The 20,600-nt window shown below is 54.0% G+C and carries 15 protein-coding genes; 7 read left to right on the top strand and 8 right to left on the bottom strand.

What is annotated here, in order from left to right; translation table 11 throughout:
• The first annotated feature begins 145 nt into the window (after positions 1 to 145).
• Complete coding sequence (locus K355_RS0111825; RefSeq protein WP_245562944.1) at positions 146 to 2,137, top strand: ComEC/Rec2 family competence protein; 1,992 nt, start codon at positions 146 to 148, stop codon at positions 2,135 to 2,137.
• Positions 2,138 to 2,289: 152 nt separating this feature from the next.
• On the opposite strand, the gene lexA is transcribed toward K355_RS0111825, so the two are convergent.
• The 5 genes from lexA to K355_RS0111800 form a co-directional block, all read right to left on the bottom strand.
• Entirely contained in the window at positions 2,290 to 2,997 is a 708-nt protein-coding gene (gene lexA / locus K355_RS0111820; RefSeq protein WP_022732354.1) for a transcriptional repressor LexA, read from the bottom strand.
• 150 nt (positions 2,998 to 3,147) lie between these two features.
• Positions 3,148 to 3,627 carry a cyclic pyranopterin monophosphate synthase MoaC gene (moaC, locus tag K355_RS0111815; protein WP_022732353.1) on the bottom strand — a complete coding sequence of 160 codons (480 nt, stop codon included), beginning with the start codon at positions 3,625 to 3,627 and terminating at the stop codon, positions 3,148 to 3,150.
• Positions 3,628 to 3,645: 18 nt separating this feature from the next.
• Positions 3,646 to 4,443 (bottom strand): indole-3-glycerol phosphate synthase TrpC, encoded by a 798-nt coding sequence (gene trpC, locus K355_RS0111810; protein ID WP_022732352.1) that lies wholly within the window; start codon positions 4,441 to 4,443, stop codon positions 3,646 to 3,648.
• Positions 4,440 to 5,474 carry an anthranilate phosphoribosyltransferase gene (gene trpD, locus K355_RS0111805; RefSeq protein ID WP_022732351.1) on the bottom strand — a complete coding sequence of 345 codons (1,035 nt, stop codon included), beginning with the start codon at positions 5,472 to 5,474 and terminating at the stop codon, positions 4,440 to 4,442. The genes trpC and trpD overlap by 4 nt, the downstream gene beginning before the upstream one ends.
• 33 nt (positions 5,475 to 5,507) lie before the next feature.
• On the bottom strand, positions 5,508 to 6,080 hold the full coding sequence (locus K355_RS0111800; RefSeq protein ID WP_022732350.1) for an anthranilate synthase component II: 573 nt from the start codon (positions 6,078 to 6,080) through the stop codon (positions 5,508 to 5,510).
• Between the two features lie 245 nt (positions 6,081 to 6,325).
• Here K355_RS0111800 and K355_RS0111795 point away from each other — a divergent pair, with 245 nt between their 5' ends.
• Positions 6,326 to 7,513: a divergent polysaccharide deacetylase family protein gene (locus K355_RS0111795; protein WP_022732349.1), complete on the top strand. Its 1,188-nt coding sequence runs from the start codon at positions 6,326 to 6,328 to the stop codon at positions 7,511 to 7,513.
• Between the two features lie 78 nt (positions 7,514 to 7,591).
• Here the strand turns inward: K355_RS0111795 and K355_RS0111790 are convergent, their stop codons facing one another.
• The 3 genes from K355_RS0111790 to K355_RS0111780 all read right to left on the bottom strand — a co-directional run bounded on the left by K355_RS0111790 (position 7,592) and on the right by K355_RS0111780 (position 14,757).
• Positions 7,592 to 11,209 (bottom strand): SIR2 family protein, encoded by a 3,618-nt coding sequence (locus tag K355_RS0111790; RefSeq protein WP_028791553.1) that lies wholly within the window; start codon positions 11,207 to 11,209, stop codon positions 7,592 to 7,594.
• A 67-nt stretch (positions 11,210 to 11,276) separates the two neighbouring features.
• The gene (gene trpE, locus K355_RS0111785; RefSeq protein WP_022732347.1) at positions 11,277 to 12,773 is read right to left on the bottom strand and encodes an anthranilate synthase component I; all 1,497 of its coding nucleotides are present in this window, start codon (positions 12,771 to 12,773) and stop codon (positions 11,277 to 11,279) included.
• A 91-nt stretch (positions 12,774 to 12,864) separates the two neighbouring features.
• The gene (locus K355_RS0111780; protein WP_022732346.1) at positions 12,865 to 14,757 is read right to left on the bottom strand and encodes a peptidyl-prolyl cis-trans isomerase; all 1,893 of its coding nucleotides are present in this window, start codon (positions 14,755 to 14,757) and stop codon (positions 12,865 to 12,867) included.
• A gap of 335 nt (positions 14,758 to 15,092) precedes the next feature.
• On the opposite strand from K355_RS0111780, the gene tpiA reads away from it, so the two are divergent.
• From tpiA to eno, 5 genes are all read left to right on the top strand, one after another.
• On the top strand, positions 15,093 to 15,848 hold the full coding sequence (gene tpiA / locus K355_RS0111775) for a triose-phosphate isomerase (protein WP_022732345.1): 756 nt from the start codon (positions 15,093 to 15,095) through the stop codon (positions 15,846 to 15,848).
• A 97-nt stretch (positions 15,849 to 15,945) separates the two neighbouring features.
• Positions 15,946 to 16,308, top strand: coding sequence for a preprotein translocase subunit SecG (secG, locus tag K355_RS0111770; RefSeq protein WP_022732344.1), 363 nt, complete (start codon positions 15,946 to 15,948; stop codon positions 16,306 to 16,308).
• A 121-nt stretch (positions 16,309 to 16,429) separates the two neighbouring features.
• A complete protein-coding gene (locus tag K355_RS0111765; RefSeq protein ID WP_022732343.1) occupies positions 16,430 to 18,058 on the top strand; it encodes a CTP synthase in 1,629 nt (542 codons plus the stop codon).
• Between the two features lie 44 nt (positions 18,059 to 18,102).
• Positions 18,103 to 18,960 carry a 3-deoxy-8-phosphooctulonate synthase gene (gene kdsA, locus K355_RS0111760; RefSeq protein ID WP_028791552.1) on the top strand — a complete coding sequence of 286 codons (858 nt, stop codon included), beginning with the start codon at positions 18,103 to 18,105 and terminating at the stop codon, positions 18,958 to 18,960.
• Positions 18,961 to 19,064: 104 nt separating this feature from the next.
• Positions 19,065 to 20,336, top strand: coding sequence for a phosphopyruvate hydratase (gene eno / locus K355_RS0111755; RefSeq protein ID WP_022732341.1), 1,272 nt, complete (start codon positions 19,065 to 19,067; stop codon positions 20,334 to 20,336).
• The last annotated feature ends 264 nt before the right edge of the window (positions 20,337 to 20,600 follow it).

Genomic DNA, 20,600 nt, shown 5'->3' with positions numbered 1-20,600 from the left:
ATATCTTGTGGGGATAACTTCACAGATTGCATCCGCTGTCGCACATCAAAGAAATAAATGGTTCCTGTCATCTGTTCTCTTCTTTGGGTTGGGATGCGCGCTGTATTTTTGCCTTCCTGCGCGTATCTGGCCGCATCAGGCCGCTTTGGCTTTGATTCTTTTGTTGTGCGGATTTTGGCGGTCCCGCCGCCGGGCCATGGTGGCGTTTGTCCTGCAATCTTTGGCGTGTCTTGTCGCCGGACTTTTGATCGCTGCCCTTCATACCCAGGCCGGGCCGGCGAACCTTCTGACGCGGACGTTGTATTCAACCACAGTGACCGGCGTGGTTTCTGGCCTTGAACCGCGTGGAAGCCGATTGCGGGCAACCATTGATCCGACGCATATTGATGGTTTGGATCAGGATAACTTTGATTGGAAAGTGCGGATCAGTTTTCTGGGCGATAGCGATCTTGCGATTGGCGATCAGATATCGGCCAAGGCCCGCCTGTTTCCATTGCGCCCGCCGTCCGTGCCCGGTGATCCCGATTTTGCCCGCAACCTTTACTTTAGTGATATCGGCGCAACCGGTTTTGCCTTTGGTCGTCAATTCGAAGTGTCTCGATCCCAAGGTGATAAGTCTAATGAAATCAGTTCATTATTAAGTTATTTCGAAGTTTTGCGACAAAACGTATCACGCAGGATTGACGATGGTATGCGCCCTCCGGAAGCCGGAATTGCCAAGGCCCTGATCATTGGGGAACGTGGTGATGTCCGGCCCGATATTGCCGAAGATTTGCGAAAATCCGGACTTGCCCATCTTTTGGCAATATCAGGCCTGCATATGGGGCTTCTGTGTGGAACGGTATTTTTCCTGATCCGCTTGGGCTTGGCGGCAGCCCCAACGATTGCCTTGCGTTATCCGATTAAGAAATGGGCCGCAGTTGGTGCGATGGTGGCCGGGCTGGTCTATCTTGGATTATCCGGCGCAACCGTTCCGACCCAGCGGGCATATGTCATGCTGCTTGTGGTTTGGGTTGCCTTGCTACTGGATCGACGCGCCATTTCGCTGCGTCTGGTCGGGGTGGCTGCGGTGATTGTTTTGCTCTTGCGACCTGATGTGGTTTTGGGCGCAAGTTTTCAGCTTTCCTTTGCCGCTGTCGGCGCGCTGGTTGCCTTTTATGATGGACCGGGACGGCGTTGGCTTGACGGGCAGGGAGCCCGGCCATGGTTTGAACGCGCGATGGTCTATCTGGTGGGGCTTGTCATTACGGGCATCATTGTTACCGCTGTGACGGCCCCGATCATTGGCTATCACTTCGGCAGGATATCGGCCTTGGGCGTGGTGGCAAACCTGATTGCCATACCGGTAATGGCGTTTTGGATCATGCCATTGATTGTCGCCGCCCTTGCCCTAATGCCCTTTGGCTTGGAGTACCCCGTACTGTGGTTGATGCAGCCTGGTTTGACCGTCTTGCTTGATACTGCATCCGGGTTGGGCAGTGTCGAATGGGGATTATGGTACGTTGCGGGCCTTGATGCTGTGGCGGTATCTTGCGCGATGTTAGCGCTAACATGGTGCGTGATCTGGCGGGGTCGCTGGTTGGTGTTACCTGTGATCCCGATACTGATCGCGGGGATAATCATTCAATCGCGCCATCATTCCCCCGATATTCTGATTTCCGGGGACAGGGAAAGCTGGGCGGTGTTTGATCGCGACCAACAGGTTCTCCACATCCCGCAAAAACTGTCTTCATTTCAAAAATCCCTATGGATGGCGCGGTTTGGGCTGCGTCCTGAAAATGAAGACCGGCATCTGCAAACATGTGCCAATGATCCGTGCCGTGTTGTGATGGGCAGTGATGTAATGGGGGGTGACGTAATGGGCGGTGATGGGCAAAAGACCATCGTGATCGCCAACACATTCGCCAACCCGTTCTATGCCTGTCGCAATGCCGATATCGTGGTCGATCTCAAAAGTGATCTGCCCCAAACCCAATGCCGCGCAGCAGGGGCTGACATTCTGGTCGATGATGATGTGTTGTGGTGGCAGGGCGGTGTCACCATCGATCCCGACAATCATGAAAACCCGGTGAGATCGGTTCGAACCGAAACCGGCGGCTGGCCTTGGATTGTGATTGGCGGCAGGATTGCGCGCTGATCTGCACCGGAACCGGCAAAACAGCCAGTAACAAACAGCACGAAACCACCAAAAAAGTAATCATCATACAAATGAATTTCGCCCGGCCTTCATCAAAGCCGGGCGAAACAAAAATGGGTGTATGTATGGGGCAGGGCTTAGTCTGGCTTGCCTTAGTACTGGCGCAAAAGCCCCACCAGGCGTCCCTGAATGCGAACCCGGTCCGGTGACAATGATCGGGTCTCATAACGCGCGTTGGCTGGTTCAAGCATGACTTCACCGCGGCCGCGTTTAAGGCGCTTCAGGGTCGCTTCACTGTCATCGACCAAGGCAACGACGATGGTGCCGTCATGGGCCTGCTCGCACCGCTGGATCAGCACGGTATCGCCATCAAGAATCCCGGCCTCAATCATGGAATCGCCTGATACCTCAAGCGCATAGTGATCACCAGCCCCCAGAAGGGCGGCGGGAACCTGAACCATTGTGCTTTGATCGCGTAGCGCCTCAATCGGGGTACCCGCAGCAATCCGGCCATACAGCGGCAGCGAAATGGCGTCACTGTTGTCAGAAAAGGCCGTCGGAACCGTTGTCGGCCGATGCGGGGTTTTGCGCGCACTGGCAAGCGATGTCACATTGTTCGGGGTCTCGGGCGCATCATCATCGCTGTTTTCCGGCAGGCGCAAGACCTCAAGCGCACGCGCGCGATGGGCAAGGCGGCGGATAAAACCGCGTTCCTCAAGCCCGGTAATCAGGCGATGAATGCCCGATTTGGATTTAAGGTCCAGTGCCTCCTTCATTTCATCGAAAGAGGGCGAGATACCGCGATCGCGAAGGTAATTGTCGATATAGACCAGCAATTCATATTGCTTGCGCGTCAGCATGATATTTTCCGAACCTGTAACAAGAACAAAAAGAATACATAGATGTTCTACTTTAGTTCTTTTTACAGGTCAAGCGCATCGATACGATTTTACATCAAATGTGTTTAATCGCCGGTATTATTCAAAATATGTGAATAATCGAACAGGGGATCAATCCGCGACGAAAGTGCCTGATTTGCCACCTTCTTTTCGGGTCACCCGCAGGTCGGTAATCTGCATGCCCTTATCCACCGCCTTGCACATGTCAAACACCGTTAGCGCCGCAACAGAGGCCGCAGTCAATGCCTCCATCTCGACCCCGGTTTTGCCCGTGGTTTTGCAGGTGGCGGTAATATCAACCGCATCAACACCGTCAACCAGTTCAAGATCAACCGTCACCGATGTCAGCGGCAGGGGATGACACAGCGGGATCAGGTCCGGGGTTTTCTTGGCCCCCATAATCCCGGCCAATTGGGCAATGGCAAGAACATCACCCTTTTTATGGCCGTGATTTGCGATCAGCGCATATGTCTCGGCAGACATTAAAACGCGGGCCTTGGCAACGGCAATGCGGGCAGTCTCGGCCTTGGCCGAAATATCAACCATCACCGCGTTACCGCCAGCATCAATATGGGAAAGTTTGTCTGCCATAAAACTGTCCGATCCCAATCAGGCCGCAAGGCCAAGTAGCGTGCGGGTGGCCGTGGCAACGTCGTCCTGACGCATCAGGCTTTCGCCAATCAGGAAGCATTGCGCGCCGACCTTTGCCATGCGCGACAGATCATCTGGGGTGAACAGGCCACTTTCGGCGACCAGCAAACGGTCCTCATCAACCATGGCGGCCAGTTCTTCGGTGGTGGTCAGCGACGTTTCCATGGTTTTGAGGTTGCGGTTGTTAACCCCGATCAGGCGCGATTTCAGTTTTAACGCCCGTTCAAGTTCCGGGGCGTTATGGACCTCGATCAGAACATCCATGCCAAGCGCACGGGCTGCATCTTCAAGCTCAGCCGCCTGAGCATCTTCAAGAGCCGCCATAATCAGCAAAATGCAATCGGCACCCAGTGCACGCGCCTCGGTGACCTGATAGGGATCAATCATGAAATCCTTACGAAGCGCCGGAAGGTCCACAGCGGCGCGGGCCGCGACCAGATAGCTGTCATCACCCTGAAAATACGGCACATCGGTCAAAACCGACAGGCAGCTCGCCCCGCCAGCCTGATAGGCCTTGGCCAGTTCCGGCGGATTGAAATCGGCGCGAATAAGTCCCTTTGACGGGGAGGCCTTCTTGATTTCGGCAATCAGGCCATAGCGACCATCGGCCACCGACGTCTCAAGGGCCGTGATAAACCCACGTGGTGCAGATTGTTCATTGGCCGCAGCTTCAAGGGAACCAAGCGTCGTGCGCGCCTTGCACGCTGCAACGTGATCGCGTTTGTCGTCACATATTTTGGTCAGTACGTCGCTCACGCCGCGTTTCCTTCGTTGGTGATCGTAACAAGGCCTTGCAGCGTTTCTGCAGCCTTGCCGCTATCAATGGCGTCGGCGGCCTTTTTAATGCCGTCTGCAAGGTCGCTTGCGATATCGGTGACCACAAGGGCGGCACCGGCATTCATCAAAACGATATCGCGATAGGCACTTTTCTGACCGGCCAGAAGGTCAAGAATGGCTTTGGCATTCACATCCGCATCGCCACCCTTAAGCGCATCAAGGGTCACGGTTTCAATACCATAGTCACCGGGGCTGATTTCAAAGGTTGTGACCTTGCCATTTTTGACTTCGGCACCAAAAGTCGGTCCGGTGGTCGAGATTTCATCAAGCCCGTCATGACCATGAACAACCCATGCATGCACCGATCCCAAACGGTTCAAAACGTTGGCAATCGGCTCGACCCATTCACGGGCAAAAACGCCGAGAACCTGACGTTTTGTCTTGGCCGGGTTGGCAAGTGGGCCCAGAAGGTTAAAGATGGTGCGTGTGCCCATCTCAACCCGGGTTGGCATGACGTGGCGCATGGCCGAATGGTGACGGGTCGCCATCATGAAACACAGATTGATGTTTTTAAGCGCCTTTTCCAGAAGCGCCATGTCGGCATCAAGATTAACACCAAGCGCCATCAGAACGTCCGCTGATCCCGATTTGGAGGATGCCGCCCGGTTACCATGTTTGGCAACGGTCGCACCAGCGGCTGCGGCGACAATCGCGGCTGCGGTTGAAATGTTATAGGTTCCGCTGCCATCGCCACCGGTGCCGCAGGTATCAACCGCGTTTTCAGGTGCAATAATCCCGGTCGCCTTGGCGCGCATGACACGCGCGGCCCCGGTGATTTCATCGACCGTTTCGCCGCGAAGGCGCAAGCCCATCAGGAACGCGCCCATCTGTGATGGGGTAGCCTGACCCGACATCAGAACGTTAAAGGCCTGTTCGGCCTGTTTTTCGTTCAGCTTTTCGCCAGTTGCGACTTCGGCCAAGATGGCCTTGAGATCATAGTCAGTCGACATACAGGTGTCCTCGGTTTGCGGTCCGGTGCAGGGTCATGCGCCGGTAAAATCGATAAAATTCTTTAATAATGCGTGGCCATGTTCTGACGCGATGCTTTCGGGGTGGAACTGAACGCCATGAATTTGATGGGTTTTATGACGCACCCCCATGATCAGACCATCTTCGCTTTCGGCGGTAATTTCAAGGCAATCGGGCAGGGTGTCGCGTTCGATGACCAAAGAATGATACCGTGTTGCTGTAAACGGACTGGGCAGCCCGTCAAACACACTTGCCGCGTCGTGGTTCATTGCATCGGTTTTACCATGCATGCAGTTTGGTGCACGGATGACCTTGCCGCCAAAGGCCTGACCAATGGATTGATGGCCAAGGCACACGCCCAGAAGTTTGACCTTACCCGCGGCCGCCTTGATAAGATCAAGGCAAATACCAGCCCGTTCCGGATCACAGGGGCCGGGTGATATCACAATGCCTTCGGGGTTCAGTGCAAGAGCCTCATCAACCGTGATTTCGTCATTACGGCGCACTTCGACCTCGGGGCCGAGTTCGCGCAGGTAATGCCACAAATTGAAGGTAAAGCTGTCGTAATTGTCGATGAGGAGATACATCGCGGGAAAGGCCTATGCATATTCAAGGTCGCCAGAGAATAAACGCACCTGCGGCCACGTCAAGCGGAAGCAGGATAAGGATTTTTTCGCCTGCATGGGGTGGTGATGATCCGGGGTTAACAGGGTGCTAACCAGACGCGGTGTAAAAGCAGCAAAACAACAGCCGACACGATCGGTCTATAATCACCATATGGGTAGCACGATCCGGTAAACGAGGCCGGGCAAACAAGACTGGAGACGACCACGTGGCACGTCGGGCACAACCCGCCAAACGTAAAAAGGCGGCACCCAAAAAAACAACCCGCAAGAAGTCTGCACCGAAAAAGAAATCGGGCGGTATCGGTCGCCTGATGCTGGGCGGGGCTTTTGTGGCCGGGACACTGTCGGCGATCATTGCGGTTGGCAGCATGCTTGAACTTGACCGCGCCTCGGATGAATTTGGTCGTGCCGTTGATCAAAAGGCCCCGGGTTATACCCTGGCCGAACCGGCCCCGACGCCCAAATTGCGCAAGGACTACAAGCTTTCGGAAGACACACCGACACGCGGGCGGACGGGCTATCTTGTCGGCAACGAGGAAAAGACAGAAGGTGGGGCGCCTGAAACGGCGGCAGTACCCAAGCCCCGTGAGACCAAACCGGAACCAGATATTCTTCCCGGTGACAGTGGATCAGATCACGGTGTTGCGCCAGACAGTGACAGGAATGCGCCATGGCGCAAATATGCCGCCCTTGCCCCGAATGCCGGAAATGCGCCGGTGATTGCGATTGTCATTGATGATGCGGGGCTTGATCAACCGCGCACGGCACGCACGGTTTTGCTTCCCGGACCGGTCACTATTTCATATCTGCCCTATGCGCGGGATTTGCAGCCACAGGTCAATGCCGCGCGCAAGGCCGGCCACGAAGTGATGCTCCATATGCCCATGGAGCCGTCATCGGCATCGGTTGATCCGGGGCCGCATGCCTTGCTGGCCAAGTATGACCGGCAAAAGATTTTAAACGAAATGACATGGATGCTGGATCAGTTTGACGGTTATGTCGGGGTTAATAACCATATGGGCAGCAAGTTCACATCCGACCCGGAACGCATGAAGATCGTCATGGAAGTCATGAAGTCACGTGGTTTGATGTTCCTTGATTCACGCACCAGCGCCAAATCGGTTGGTTTTTCGACCGCCAATGAGTTTGGTGTGCCGGCCATCACCCGTGATGTGTTTATTGATGATGCCGATGATGACGCCAAAATCGCTGATATGCTGGCAAGAATAGAGCGGGTTGCCGCCAAGCAGGGCTACGCCATTGCCATTGGCCATCCACGTGACCGAACGCTTAAAGCACTTCAAAACTGGATTCCATCGCTCAAAGCCAAGGGGTTTGTCCTTGTCCCGGCGACGGAAGTTTTGCGCCGCACGTCGCAACGTGCGACGGGCTAGTCGCAAAGGTTGCAACCATCAAGCATTCACTGAAAAGGACCCCGTCACTTTGCTTCTTAGGTGAGTATTCACCAGCCTTTAGCTATAGCGAATTGTAAGTTGTTCAAGCGACTGGAACCGTCGATCAACTTCGATATTTGGGTCAGCTTCCTTTATGCGGTCAAGAAGTTTAGGGACATCATAGCTGACGCTGCCTTTCGCCCCAAAAACAAGCCATAGTAGGTCGAGTACTTCCGATGGGAAATTTTCCGGTGCCTGACTATTTTTAATTGGGTAAGTGCTGGCACGTCTGCCGCTATATAAGCTGAAATATGGTCGTAATTTTTTGAGTGCAATGGGAAAATGCTTACCTGAGCAGATCACTATAGACATCAGGTCATGGTTGAACGCGTCATCAATGAAGCAGCTTTCTTTAGGCCACACTCTCTCGAAGAAAGGTTCGACCATCTTTTCCCAAGCCTCTTCGCCGCCTTCTTCATCATTTTGCATCCAACGGGCTAGGACGCTGAGTGCCCCGCAGCGTATATTAAAAGGGGATTCACGTAACGTGCGGCTTACATCAGACTCGCTGATACCCCAGAGGTCGGGATCATTGCCGCGTAAAGAGGCAAGTGCTGCTCGCAAAATGTTAGAAGCTATTTGTTCCGAGAAACTTGAAATTGCTTGTGTTTCTATGACTCCGCGCAGAACAATATCGCTTGCCACTTTGGTGACTTCAGGAGTTATCTCGCTTTGGGAGACCATTACCGCGCGTAACGCTCTTGCTTCATCTGTATCTGAAGCCAATCGACGCATGAGGTGCTTTTCAACCAGCTCTGCAGCGACGCTGTGCATAAACGCGAAGTTTTGGACAAGTACGGCTCGCCCCAGAATCCCGGCTTGGCTTTTGTCAGTTACGATCAACTCAAGTCGCTTGCGCTGCCGCGCCTCGTATTGCCCATCGGTTTCTCTCGTGTGATTAAGTTCCTTTACAAGAATCTCTGTTAGTCGACCTGCAGCACTATTGATTGCTGTCATGCCGATGTCTTTTTCGAAGTCTGCCTCATGCTCCACAAGTTGCACCGCAGCCCAGAGCCGGTCGCACCAGTTCTCGAGATTTTTTATACACCCCCGTGACCTGAACAGGAGCAGATCGATAATGCTTGCTGCGATAGGTTTGAGGTCCAATTTGTTGAGGTCCTCCAACAGTGAAAGTGATTCCACCGAAAGTTGGTCGCGCAGCGTTGCATTATTCTCTTCATTGCTTTGGGCTAACACCGACAGAAGATCACCCCACAAGGCGATATTCGGTTTTGTCAGTTCGGCGAACGCGAGCGTATCGAATGCGCCCTTAGGGTCGGATTGGCAATAACTTCTCCACCCCAGTTGCATGTCGATATCGCGGCTTATACGGAGCTCTGCTGCGACTTTAAGGCGGTCATCAGGAGCGGCCTCTAAGATCGGTCCGCTGTCGCCTACGATGTTTCGCACGCCATAGCTATAGGAACCGAAGAAGTCTTTGTCCTCTATATCGCGATCTAGGTGAGGTCGCCGCAACACGATTGCATCAAGTTCGGTCCGCCCCGCCGTTGAGACCGCACCTGCGGCGTCGAGCATCTTCAGGCGGAGCCAGACGTCTTTGTCTCGAGCATGCGCACGCCAGTCTACTTGATCCTCTTCGAGCGAATAGCGAGCATAAAATGCTTCACCGCTGTTTCGGATCCGGGCCTCTACTTCATTAACGAGTTCTTTTTTAGCTTCGGAAGCTCTATCACGTAGTACCAACGCTAACTCTCGGCGGATGATCCAGAAATCGGTATCCTTTAGCTGGAGCAGTAAACGCAGAGCGTCGTCGCCAGAGAAGGCGACTGGATCGCGTGCGCTATGGAGCAGCATCCGAGCGCCGATGCGCCCCGGCCAAGTCCGCCATTGAGCAGCCTGCGTAAGAGCCCGGTCACGATTGAATTTAAGTGCTTTCGGGAAGGTGTTCATGATCGTGCGGACGAGGAATATTACGCCATTGTGGTGCGCGTTCTGGGCATGTTCCTCAATCGAGGGTACGCTGAAGTCGCTCCAATCGAAATCGTCGACAATCATCCCTAGGTCGACAGATTGCTGAAGAGAGGAACTTAGAGCTTGGTTGCCCAATTCAAGAATACGCATCTCATAGCCGTCTAACTTATCCAGTGCTTTGATAATATCAGCCGCGCTAGTGTCGTCGGCAACGCGGAGCTCAAGATTCACAAGGTTTGACAATCGTGGTTCGTCCAATTCCGATTCATCTATATCTTGAACATTACGCTGCCACGGTCGCCGGGCTACGAGCATTGGCGCAAGCAACGCGATCGACTGCCTGAGGTCGCTATCGAGGATCTGGCCAGACTGAAGCTTCCAATTGAGATTATAAGCCTCTTGTTCGAACGCATCGGAATGCTCTGCTGGTTGGAGCGAAACAAAGACGCGCCATGACTTGAGCCAGAAAGGTGATACTGGCGGATTTTGCTGTAGTCGTTGCTCTAACCGCGAGATGAAGTCATTACCGAGGATAGTATACCACTCTACCGCAGTCCTGTAGCTTTGAGCGCTTTCAAAATTGTTTGCGATCCACGCTGCTATAACCCAAGCTGCGTCTTTAGTTGACCAAAGTTTGTTTTCTTGAAAGACCTTAAACCAACTCGGATCAGAGAGGGTTTTGAGTGCGACAGGCCATAGGTCGTTTCGATCAGAGAAGAGCCAGGACAGTTCACTTAGTTGCTGGTCGGTTAGAGTACTACTATTACCAGTCAAAATCCTTTGTGTAAGCTTTTCACGTGATTGTTTGGGGCGTTCAACCATGTCAGCGAGTTGGCACAGATCGTCCCAAAGTGGTGAGTGATCAGGGTCGCCGTTCGCAGGGTTGAACTTGCAATATGGAAGCGGTTTAACGGCAAGTGTTCCCCAGCCTGTCTGCGCCTCGATAGGATCACGTTCGTAGGCATCGAAGGCGTACACCTGATGCAGGTCGGGGAACCGAGCACGGTCGGCTTCTAGTACATTGAGGAAGTAGCGGATCGGTGCGTCGTTTGCACTATAGCCAATAAGGACGAGGGTCTTGCAACGGGCAAGATCGAATAGGAACCGTGAAGCCCAGCCCGAACGCATGTAGGCGTCGCCATAGTCGGAACTGGTAAGCACAAGAGATGTTGCTTCTAAGTCAAGTTCCGGGTCGCCCAATCTGCCGTGTAAATGGATAATCCCGGAGAAATTGGGGCCTCCGGGAGCAGGGAGTGCCTGACCGGCAAAACTTTTCTGGCGGTCTCTATTCGGAGAATTTTCTAACGCGCGCTCGAGCAAAGTGTCAAAGTTAGTAGTAACAGTTAGAACGCGGTTGTTAAGATCGCGCGAGAGCCTCAGTATCGTTTGATGTTTGTTAAGCTGCGGCTCTGAGGGCACAACCAACTGTTCAGAGACTGTGCGAACCATTGCCTCGGGATCGGCGAGGCGGCGTCCAAGAGCTCCGAGCACTTCCTCATAGCGCTGTCCTTCATAGGAGCGCTCTTCGGCGGCATCTTTATCGACATCAAGCCGCTTATAGGTTTGATCGACCAATGTCTTGAAATCTGGAAGTTGTGGAACGCTAATGCCGCTACCACACAGGAAAACAACTTCTCCGGCCGATAGTGCATCGATCAGCTCAGAGGGAAATTCCGGTCCATGTTTCGAAAAGCATAGGGTCACCAAAACAACCTTTCTTAAAGTATCGGCAGAAGGTCGGGGTCAGAGTGCGAAGCGTGAGCTTGGTGTCTTAGGCAAAGCGATGGGCTTCGCGGGCCGCAGCCATAAGCGCGCCTGCCTTGTTTCGGCATTCCTTGTCTTCAAGTTCGGGTTGGCTGTCGACAACGATGCCAGCCCCTGCCTGAATGTGGATTTGCTCGTCCTTGATGACGGCGGTGCGCAGGGCAATACAGGTATCCATTGAGCCATCGGCGGAAATATAGCCAATGCATCCGGCGTAAATGCCGCGACGGACCGATTCCAGTTCATCAATGATTTCCATGGCGCGCACCTTGGGGGCACCCGAGACTGTTCCCGCCGGGAATCCAGCCTTGAGTACATCCATCGCATCGTATTTTTCGTCAACTTCACCCACGACGTTGGAAACGATGTGCATGACGTGAGAATAATATTCGATCTTTTCGCGGTCGGTGACGCGTACGGTTCCGGGTTTGGAAACGCGGCCCACATCGTTGCGGCCAAGATCAAGCAACATCAGATGCTCTGAGCGTTCCTTGGGATCGTCCAGAAGGTCCTGCGCCATGACTTTGTCGTCTTCGGGTGTATGACCGCGGCGGCGCGTACCGGCAATCGGGCGAATGGTGACTTCGTTATCGCGCAGGCGCACCAGAATTTCCGGGCTGGCGCCAACCACCTGAAACCCACCGATATCAAGATAAAACATGAAAGGCGACGGGTTGATCCGGCGCAGCGCACGATAAAATGCGAAAGGCGGGAGCTGATAAGGCAACGTGTAGCGTTGTGACAGCACCACCTGAAAAATATCGCCCGCGCGGATATATTCCTTGGCCTGATCGACCATTTTATGGAACCCGGCTTCGTCGACGCTGACCTTGGGGTCGGGCAGGGTGTCGGGCACCGATTTCGAACGCCGGTCGATAAACAGATTGCGCTGGAACTGTAAAACCACGTCATTGAGGCGCGCACAGGCCAGATCATAGGCCGCGTCAGCACTGATGCCGTCTTCAGGGCGTACAGGTGTTACCACGGTGACCGTGTCCGCGATGGTGTCAAAGCTTGCCGTGACCGTTGGGCGGATAAAAATGCCATCAGGAACACCAAGTTCATCCTTGTTGCTGTCGGGCAGTTTTTCCATCAGACGCACGGTGTCATAGCCCATATAGCCAACAAGACCGGCACTCATGGGCGGCATATTGTCGGGCAGGGTAATGTGGCTTTCAGCCATCAGCTTTTTCAAGCTTTCGAGCGGGGCGTCTTTTTCGGCAACAAATGCGTCGGCATCGGCCATGGCACGCCGGTTGAGTTCGGCGCGATCGCCAAAGCACCGCCAGATCAGATCGGGTTTCAGGCCAAGGAACGAATAACGACCGCGAACAGCGCCGCCTTCAACAGATTCAAGCAAATAGGTATTGGGCATGCCGTCGGCAATTTTAAGGAAAGCCGAGACAGGTGTATCGAGGTCCGCGGTGAGTGCTGTCGAGAGAACCTGCGAAATGCCGTTTTCGTAATTTTGCTTGAAACTGGTGAAATCCGGTTTGATTTCCATGGGGATGTCCGATTTCCGGTCTTGTGGCGTGGGTGGATTTTATAAGAAAAAGGGCGGCCTGTTTAAACAAGCCGCCCTTTGCGTTGGATGATTAGTTTGCCGCGGCGGGCGCATACAGCCCGTTGATCACGCTGTTGTTGATGCTGACCGAGATTTCCTCGTTCAGGTAATCAAGATACTGCGCGAGGATGTCCTGATTGATGGCTTGTTTAAGCTCATCGGTGACAGGGGCCGCATCCGCGGTGTCCGTATTGGCAGCCTTGATGTCATCAAGTTTGACGATGACAACGTTTTCGCTGGTCTGGAGTGCTTTGGCCTTGCCATCCTCAAGCGAGAACAGGGCAGCGGCAACAGATGGGCTAACGTCATCGTTAAGTCCATTGCCGTCACGTTTGGTCAGGCCGCTTTGTTTGACTTCCGCCCCATCATTGGCCGCCGTGGTGGCGATGTCTGCACCTGTGTTGTTGATGTCACTGGCCAGTTCTTCGGCCTTGGCAAGCATCAGGCGTTGACGTTCATCGGTTGTCCATGCGGCCACAACCTCGTCACGTACGTCCTCAAACGGACGCAAGGCTGACGGGGTGATCTGGTTTACCCGCAGGACATAGCGTACGCCGTTTGCAGTTTCTTCAAGCAGGCTTTCTTCGCCACCTTCGAGTTCAAAGATTTTGGCGTTGATTTCATCCGAACCATCGATGGTTTGACCGGCCAGACCTTCGCCACGGACAACGCCCGACAGGTCATAGGTTTTTGCCCCGACCTCGCGTGCGGCATCTTTGATCGGGGTGCCTGCACCAAGTTCTTCGTCGAAGGTGACGGCAAGATCATAAATCGCGTCTTCGGCTTTGAACTGTTTCAAGCCATCAACAACGGTGTCGCGAACGTCATCAAGTGACTGGGTTTTGCCTGCTGTGATCGACGGAACACGCAGGATATGCCAGCCAAGTGCGGTTTCAACCGGTTCGGAAACACCACCTTCAGGCAGATCAAAGGTCGCATCGCGCAAATCAGGAAGAATGTCATTGGCAGTGAATTCACCCAGATTAACCATCGAGCTATCCATGCCGGCTTCTTTGGCGACGTCCATGAAGTCAGCGCCTTCTTGCAGACGTTTGTAAGCGTCTTTGGCTGTCTGTTCTTCGTTCGGGGCAAACAGGATCTGCTGCACGGTGCGTTTTTCCGGTGTCTGGAATTCGGCAATGCGCTGGTTATAGGATTCGAGGATTTCTGCGTCGGTCACGTTGATTGTGCTGATCAGATCCGCAGAAGACAGTGTCGCCAAGGTGACGTCACGGGTTTCAGGTGCGGTAAACTGCTGGGCATTGTCTTCGTGATATTTGCGAAGGGTGGCGTCATCGGCGGTTGCGATGTCGTCAAACTCTGCGCGGTTAAGGGTAAAGAATGACCCCGAACGCTGTTCGTTCCGATATGAAACGATCTGCTGTGCCATAATTTCAGGAACTGCGGCAGTGCCGGTCAGGCTGCCAACGATCTGCTGGCTCATAAGATCGCCACGCACGCCGTCGATGAATTCCTGTTCCGTGTAACCTGCGGCATAGAGCGACTGCATGAAACGATCACGGCTGAACTGGTTGGTTGCCGGGTCTTTGAAATTGTCCGACGCAAAGATGGCGTCACGGACTTTTTCATCGCTGATGCCAATGCCCTTGTCGCGTGCGTCTTCACGCATGATCTTCTGGGAAACCAGTGACTGAACCGTATTGTTCAGGAGGCCCATTTGCACGGCCTGCTGCTGGTTGAAGTTCGGACCAAACACATTACGCATGTTCTGAACACTGCGCTGGAAAGCGCGGTCCAGTTCGACGGGGGTGATCGACTGATTGCCGATTTCCGCGACTTGACGTGATGTTCCAAGGTCAAGCATGGACGCATTGAGGCCCCAGCCGACGAAGCTCAATGCAATCAGGCCAAAGATGATTTTGGCAAAGATTGATTTCGAAAATTTGCGAATGCCAGCAAGCATATGAATAAGCCTAACAATTCGTGGTTTGGTGTCGAAATGGTGTCTCGACAGGTTATAATTTTGTCCGTCACGGTACGGAACCCGGTTCGGAATTGTCGCGCATCTTAATGGCGAGAGGTACCCCCGGCAACATCCGATTACATAGAACAAATAAGCAGGACAAAACAAGGGCCATATCACCACCGTTTCCGGGGCTTGGCGCAGAGCATGCCGCGTGCTAGAAACCGCGTATCAAGATAGAATGTAACGGATCGTAACCGGGCTATGCGCCCGACGACGCATTTGTTAGAGATACCGAGCCTGTTTGACCCTGACCCAGCAAGAGGACCACATCCATGACCCAACGCCGTCCCATGATCGCCGGAAACTGGAAAATGAACTGTTTGCGCGCGGATGGTGTCGCGCTGGCTACGGCCCTTGCGGCCAAGGCGGGCGAACGCGGGGTTTTGGGCTGTGACGTTCTTGTCTGTCCGCCAGCAACTCTGTTGTCCGAGGTTGTTGCGGCGACCAAAGACAGTGCGGTGATGGTCGGCGGGCAGGATTGCCATGTTGCGACGTCAGGCGCGCATACCGGGGATGTGGCTGCACCGATGCTGGCTGACATTGGCGCGGGTTATGTTCTTGTCGGACATTCCGAGCGTCGTGCCGATCACGATGAAAGTTCCACCACCATCCGTCTGAAGGCCATCGCCGCACATGATGCGGGGTTGGCAGCGGTTGTCTGTGTTGGTGAAACCGAACAGGAACGTGATCTTGGGGCGACGCTTGCGGTGGTTAATGGTCAGGTTGCCGTGTCGGTGCCCGATGGGGCGACGGCGAAAAACACGATTATTGCCTATGAGCCGGTCTGGGCCATTGGCACCGGGCGGACGGCCAGTGTTGCCGAAGTTGCCAAGGTTCATGCCGCAATTCGTGCCGAACTTGTTGAACGTTTTGAAGACGGTGATGAATTCCGTATTCTTTATGGTGGTTCGGTCAAACCGTCCAACGCGGCGGAATTGCTTGCTGTCGAAGATGTTGACGGTGCTTTGGTCGGCGGGGCCAGCCTCAAGGTTGATGATTTTTGGAAAATTATTGAAACTTGCGCCTAGCCAACAGCCATAAAACGGGTTAAATACGCATCAAATTTATGCCCGATCCGGGGCAGGTTGCGTTCGGATCGGAAGTTAGGACAAGAGTTTCGACACCATGCAAACAGTTATTCTGGTAATTCACCTTCTTCTCGCGCTTGGCATGATTGCCGTCATTCTCGTACAGCGCAGCGAGGGCGGTGGGCTTGGTATCGGTGGTAACAGCGGTGGCGGCGGAGGCGGCGGCGGTTTTGGCGTGATGAGCTCACGCGGTGCTGCAAACTTGCTGACCCGCACGACTGCGATACTGGCCGGCGCGTTCATGATCACCAGCATCATCCTGGCCCTCCAGTCCAATAGCCACACCAAGCCAGCTTCCATCTTGGAACAGGCTCCGGCAGCATCGTCCTCGGCGACCACGGATGCCCCAGCGGTTACTGAACCCGCTGAGGATACCGGGCCCGCGGCTCCGACCCGCTAGACAAAATAACCGACGACCCGAGGCGGCAAACTTGCCGCCTCATTTTTTGATTGTTGTATTTCCCGGTTCATGATGCACTGCATTGGAACCGAGGCTTTGTGCTTTGAGATGAGGCAAAGAAATGACTCGTTATATCTTTATCACCGGTGGCGTTGTTTCTTCGTTGGGCAAAGGCCTGGCGTCGGCTGCTTTGGGTGCCTCGCTACAGGCACGTGGTTTTACCGTTCGCCTGCGCAAGCTTGATCCATATATCAACGTTGATCCGGGCACCATGAGCCCGTATCAGCACGGTGAGTGCTATGTGACCGAAGACGGGGCCGAGACCGACCTTGATCTTGGCCATTATGAACGTTTCACCGGGGTGTCATCGCGCCGTTCTGATAACGTGACCACCGGGCGGATTTATTCCAATGTGATTGCGCGCGAACGTCGCGGGGATTACCTCGGCGGGACGGTGCAGGTCATTCCGCACATTACCGATGCGATCAAGGAATTCGTTCAGTCCGATGCGACCGAGGATTTCGTTCTGGTCGAAATTGGCGGCACGGTTGGCGATATCGAAAGCCTGCCGTTCCTTGAAGCCATTCGTCAGATGGGCAATGATCTTGGCGATGGCCGGACCTTGTTCATGCATTTGACTTTGGTGCCGTATATTTCATCGGCCGGTGAGCTTAAAACCAAACCAACCCAGCATTCCGTCAAGGAACTGCAAAGTGTTGGTATTCAGCCTGATATCCTTCTGTGCCGGTGTGATCGTGAAATTCCGATCAATGAGCGCCGCAAGATTGCGCGTTTCTGTAACGTGCGTGAAGCGGCTGTTATCCCGGCCTATGATGTTGATAACATCTATCAGGTGCCGATCAGCTATCATCAGTATGGTCTTGATAACGAAGTGCTTCATCACTTTGGCCTGCAGGCACAGGACCCCGATTTGCGTCCGTGGGATGAAATCTGCAACACCATCCGCAATCCGGAAGGTGAAGTCACCATCGGGATCGTTGGCAAATACATTCAGTTGCCTGATGCCTATAAATCCCTGACCGAAGCGCTAACCCATGGCGGCATTGCCAATAAGGTCCGGGTTAAGCTGGAGTGGATTGCGTCAGACGCGCTTGAAAAAGAGGGTGACGTTAGCGAAATCCTGTCCAAGCTTGATGCGATCATGGTGCCGGGTGGTTTTGGCGAGCGTGGCGCAGAAGGCAAGATTGCCGCAGCCCGTTATGCCCGTGAAAACAAGGTGCCGTATTTTGGCATTTGCTTTGGCATGCAGATGGCGGTTCTTGAGGCCGCCCGTAATTTGGCCGGCCTTAAAGATGCATCATCATCGGAATTTGGTCCGACGAAAACACCGCTTGTCGGTCTGATGACCGAATGGTCGAAAGACGGTGGGTCGGTTGAGCGTCGTTCGGATGAAGACGATCTTGGCGGGACCATGCGTCTTGGCAATTACGAGTGCAAACTGGTTGACGGGTCGCGCGCGCGCGACATCTATGCCAGTGAAACCGTGCTTGAGCGCCATCGCCATCGCTATGAAGTTAACGTAAACTTCATGGGGCAGCTTGAGGAAAAAGGGCTTAAATTCTCGGGCCTGTCGCCGGATGGGCGGTTGCCGGAAATCGTCGAATACCCGGATCATCCGTGGTTCATCGGCGTGCAGTTCCACCCGGAACTGCGGTCGCGTCCGCTTGATCCGCATCCGCTATTTGTGTCCTACATCAAGGCTGCCAAAGAGCGCAGTCGTCTGGTGTAACCCTATAACGTGCGTGCCTGAAGCCTTGAGTGAAAGTCAGTGAAGTGACCGAAATCAAAACCGTTAAAGTCGGAAATATCGAAATCGCCAATGACCGGCCGTTTGCTGTATTGGCGGGCCCGTGCGCGATTGAAAGCCGTGCGCATGCGCTTGAAATGGCCATCGCCCTTAAGGAACTTTCCGAGGGGATGGGCATTGGGCTTGTCTATAAAAGCTCGTTTGATAAAGCCAACCGGACCAGCACGACGTCAAAACGCGGTGTTGGTATGTCCGAGGGGCTTGATATTCTGGCCGAAGTCAAAGACAAGACCGGCCTTCCGATTGTAACCGATGTGCATTTGCCTGATCAGTGTGCGGCTGTTGGTGAAGTTGCCGATATCCTGCAGATCCCGGCATTCCTGTGCCGTCAGGCCGATCTTTTGCAGGCGGCGGGCAAAACCGGGCGCGTGGTTAATGTCAAAAAGGGGCAATTCCTGGCGCCTTGGGACATGGCCAATGTGGCCAACAATATTGCTGCTACCGGCAATGAAAATATTATGCTGTGTGATCGTGGAACCAGCTTTGGCTATAACACGCTTGTTACAGACTTCCGCGGACTTCCCACCATGGCCCGTCAGGGCTATCCAGTTGTCTTTGATGCAACCCATTCGGTTCAACAGCCGGGCGGTCAGGGCACCACATCAGGTGGCCAGCGCGAATTCGCGCCGGTCCTTGCGCGTGCGGCCGTTGCGGTTGGTATCGCGGCACTGTTTATCGAAACCCACGATAACCCGGCGACGGCCATCTCCGATGGCCCGAACCAAATTCCGTTGAACAAACTCCCCGAAGTTCTTTCGGTCCTGATGGAACTCGACAAGGTGGCCAAAGCCAACCCGGTTCGTCTGGATATGTTTGACGTCTGAAAATAAAAATGCCGCCAGAACATGTCTGGCGGCATTGTTTTTGCTGTAACCCGCAAGCCCAATAAAGGGCTTGCTTCCTCGTCCTTAAGGAGAACGTTTCAGTCATGACCGCTATTATCGATATTCGCGGCCGCGAAATCCTTGACAGCCGTGGTAACCCGACGGTCGAAGTTGATGTCACTCTGGAAAATGGCGCCTTTGGTCGTGCTGCCGTTCCGTCTGGCGCGTCAACCGGTGCGCACGAAGCTGTTGAGCTGCGTGACAAAGAAGACCGCTATATGGGCAAAGGTGTCACCAAAGCAGTGGCCTCGGTCAATGGTGAGATTTTTGAAGCGCTGGTTGGTATGGATGCCGAAGACCAGATTGCTGTTGATACCGTCATGATTGATCTTGACGGTACCCCGAACAAAGCCCGCCTTGGCGCAAATGCGATCCTTGGTGTGTCGCTTGCCACAGCCAAGGCTGCGGCCGAAGATGCGGGCCTGCCGCTGTTTCGTTATGTTGGGGGGTCGTTTGCACGCACCCTTCCGGTGCCGATGATGAACATCATCAACGGTGGCGAGCATGCCGATAACGCCATCGATGTTCAGGAATTCATGGTTGTTCCGGTCTCAGCCGAAACCGGGTCAGACGCGATCCGTATGGGTGCTGAAATCTTCCATAACCTGAAAAAGGCACTGTCCGCAGACGGTCTGAGCACCTCGGTCGGGGATGAAGGTGGTTTTGCCCCGAACATCGCATCGACCGAAGCTGCAATCAGCTATGTCATGAAATCAATCGAAGCTGCTGGCTATCGTCCGGAAGAAGACGTTGTGCTGGCGCTTGATGCCGCATCAACCGAATTCTACAAAGACGGCAAATACGTGCTGGCGGGCGAGGGTAAGACCCTTGATGCCGGTGGTATGGTGAAATACTGGGCCGATCTTGTCGGGAAATACCCGATCTTCTCCATCGAAGATGGTATGGCCGAAGATGACTGGGACGGTTGGGCAGAACTTACCGCAGCAATCGGTGCTAAAACCCAGCTGGTTGGCGATGATCTTTTCGTGACCAACCCGATCCGTCTTGCCGACGGCATCAAAAAGGGCGTTGCCAACTCGATCCTGGTCAAAGTCAACCAGATCGGCACGTTGTCGGAGACGCTTGAAGCTGTCGAAATGGCCCATCGCGCAGGCTATACTGCCGTGATGTCGCACCGTTCGGGCGAAACCGAAGATTCGACCATTGCCGATCTGGCGGTTGCCACCAATTGTGGTCAGATCAAAACCGGTTCGCTGTCACGTTCTGACCGTCTTGCAAAATACAACCAGTTGATCCGCATCGAAGAGATGCTTGATGCCGGTGCGTATTATCCGGGTCGTTCGATCCTGAAGTAAGCCGTATCGGTTTTAAAGATCGATAGATGTTAAGGCGGGCCGTTCCGGGAATTTCCGGGGCGGCCCGTTTTCCATGTGCAATGAGCGGTGTCACAAAAGACGGAACGCCGCGCCAGTGGCGGATGAGGCGGCTGCTCATACGTACTCTTGCTGCCCCATTTCCCTAATTCAGAATTACCTGTTTGACCGTATTTTTGTGCGTTTGAAGCGCGCGGTTAACTCTATTTTTACGCGTTTGGGTGTTACTTGACGGGTAATATTACC

This window comes from Thalassospira lucentensis MCCC 1A00383 = DSM 14000, assembly GCF_000421265.1.
GTDB classification, from domain to species: Bacteria; Pseudomonadota; Alphaproteobacteria; order Rhodospirillales; family Thalassospiraceae; genus Thalassospira; species Thalassospira lucentensis.
The sequence above is the reverse complement of the archived record's forward strand: the minus strand, read 5'-3'. Positions and strand labels throughout refer to the sequence as shown.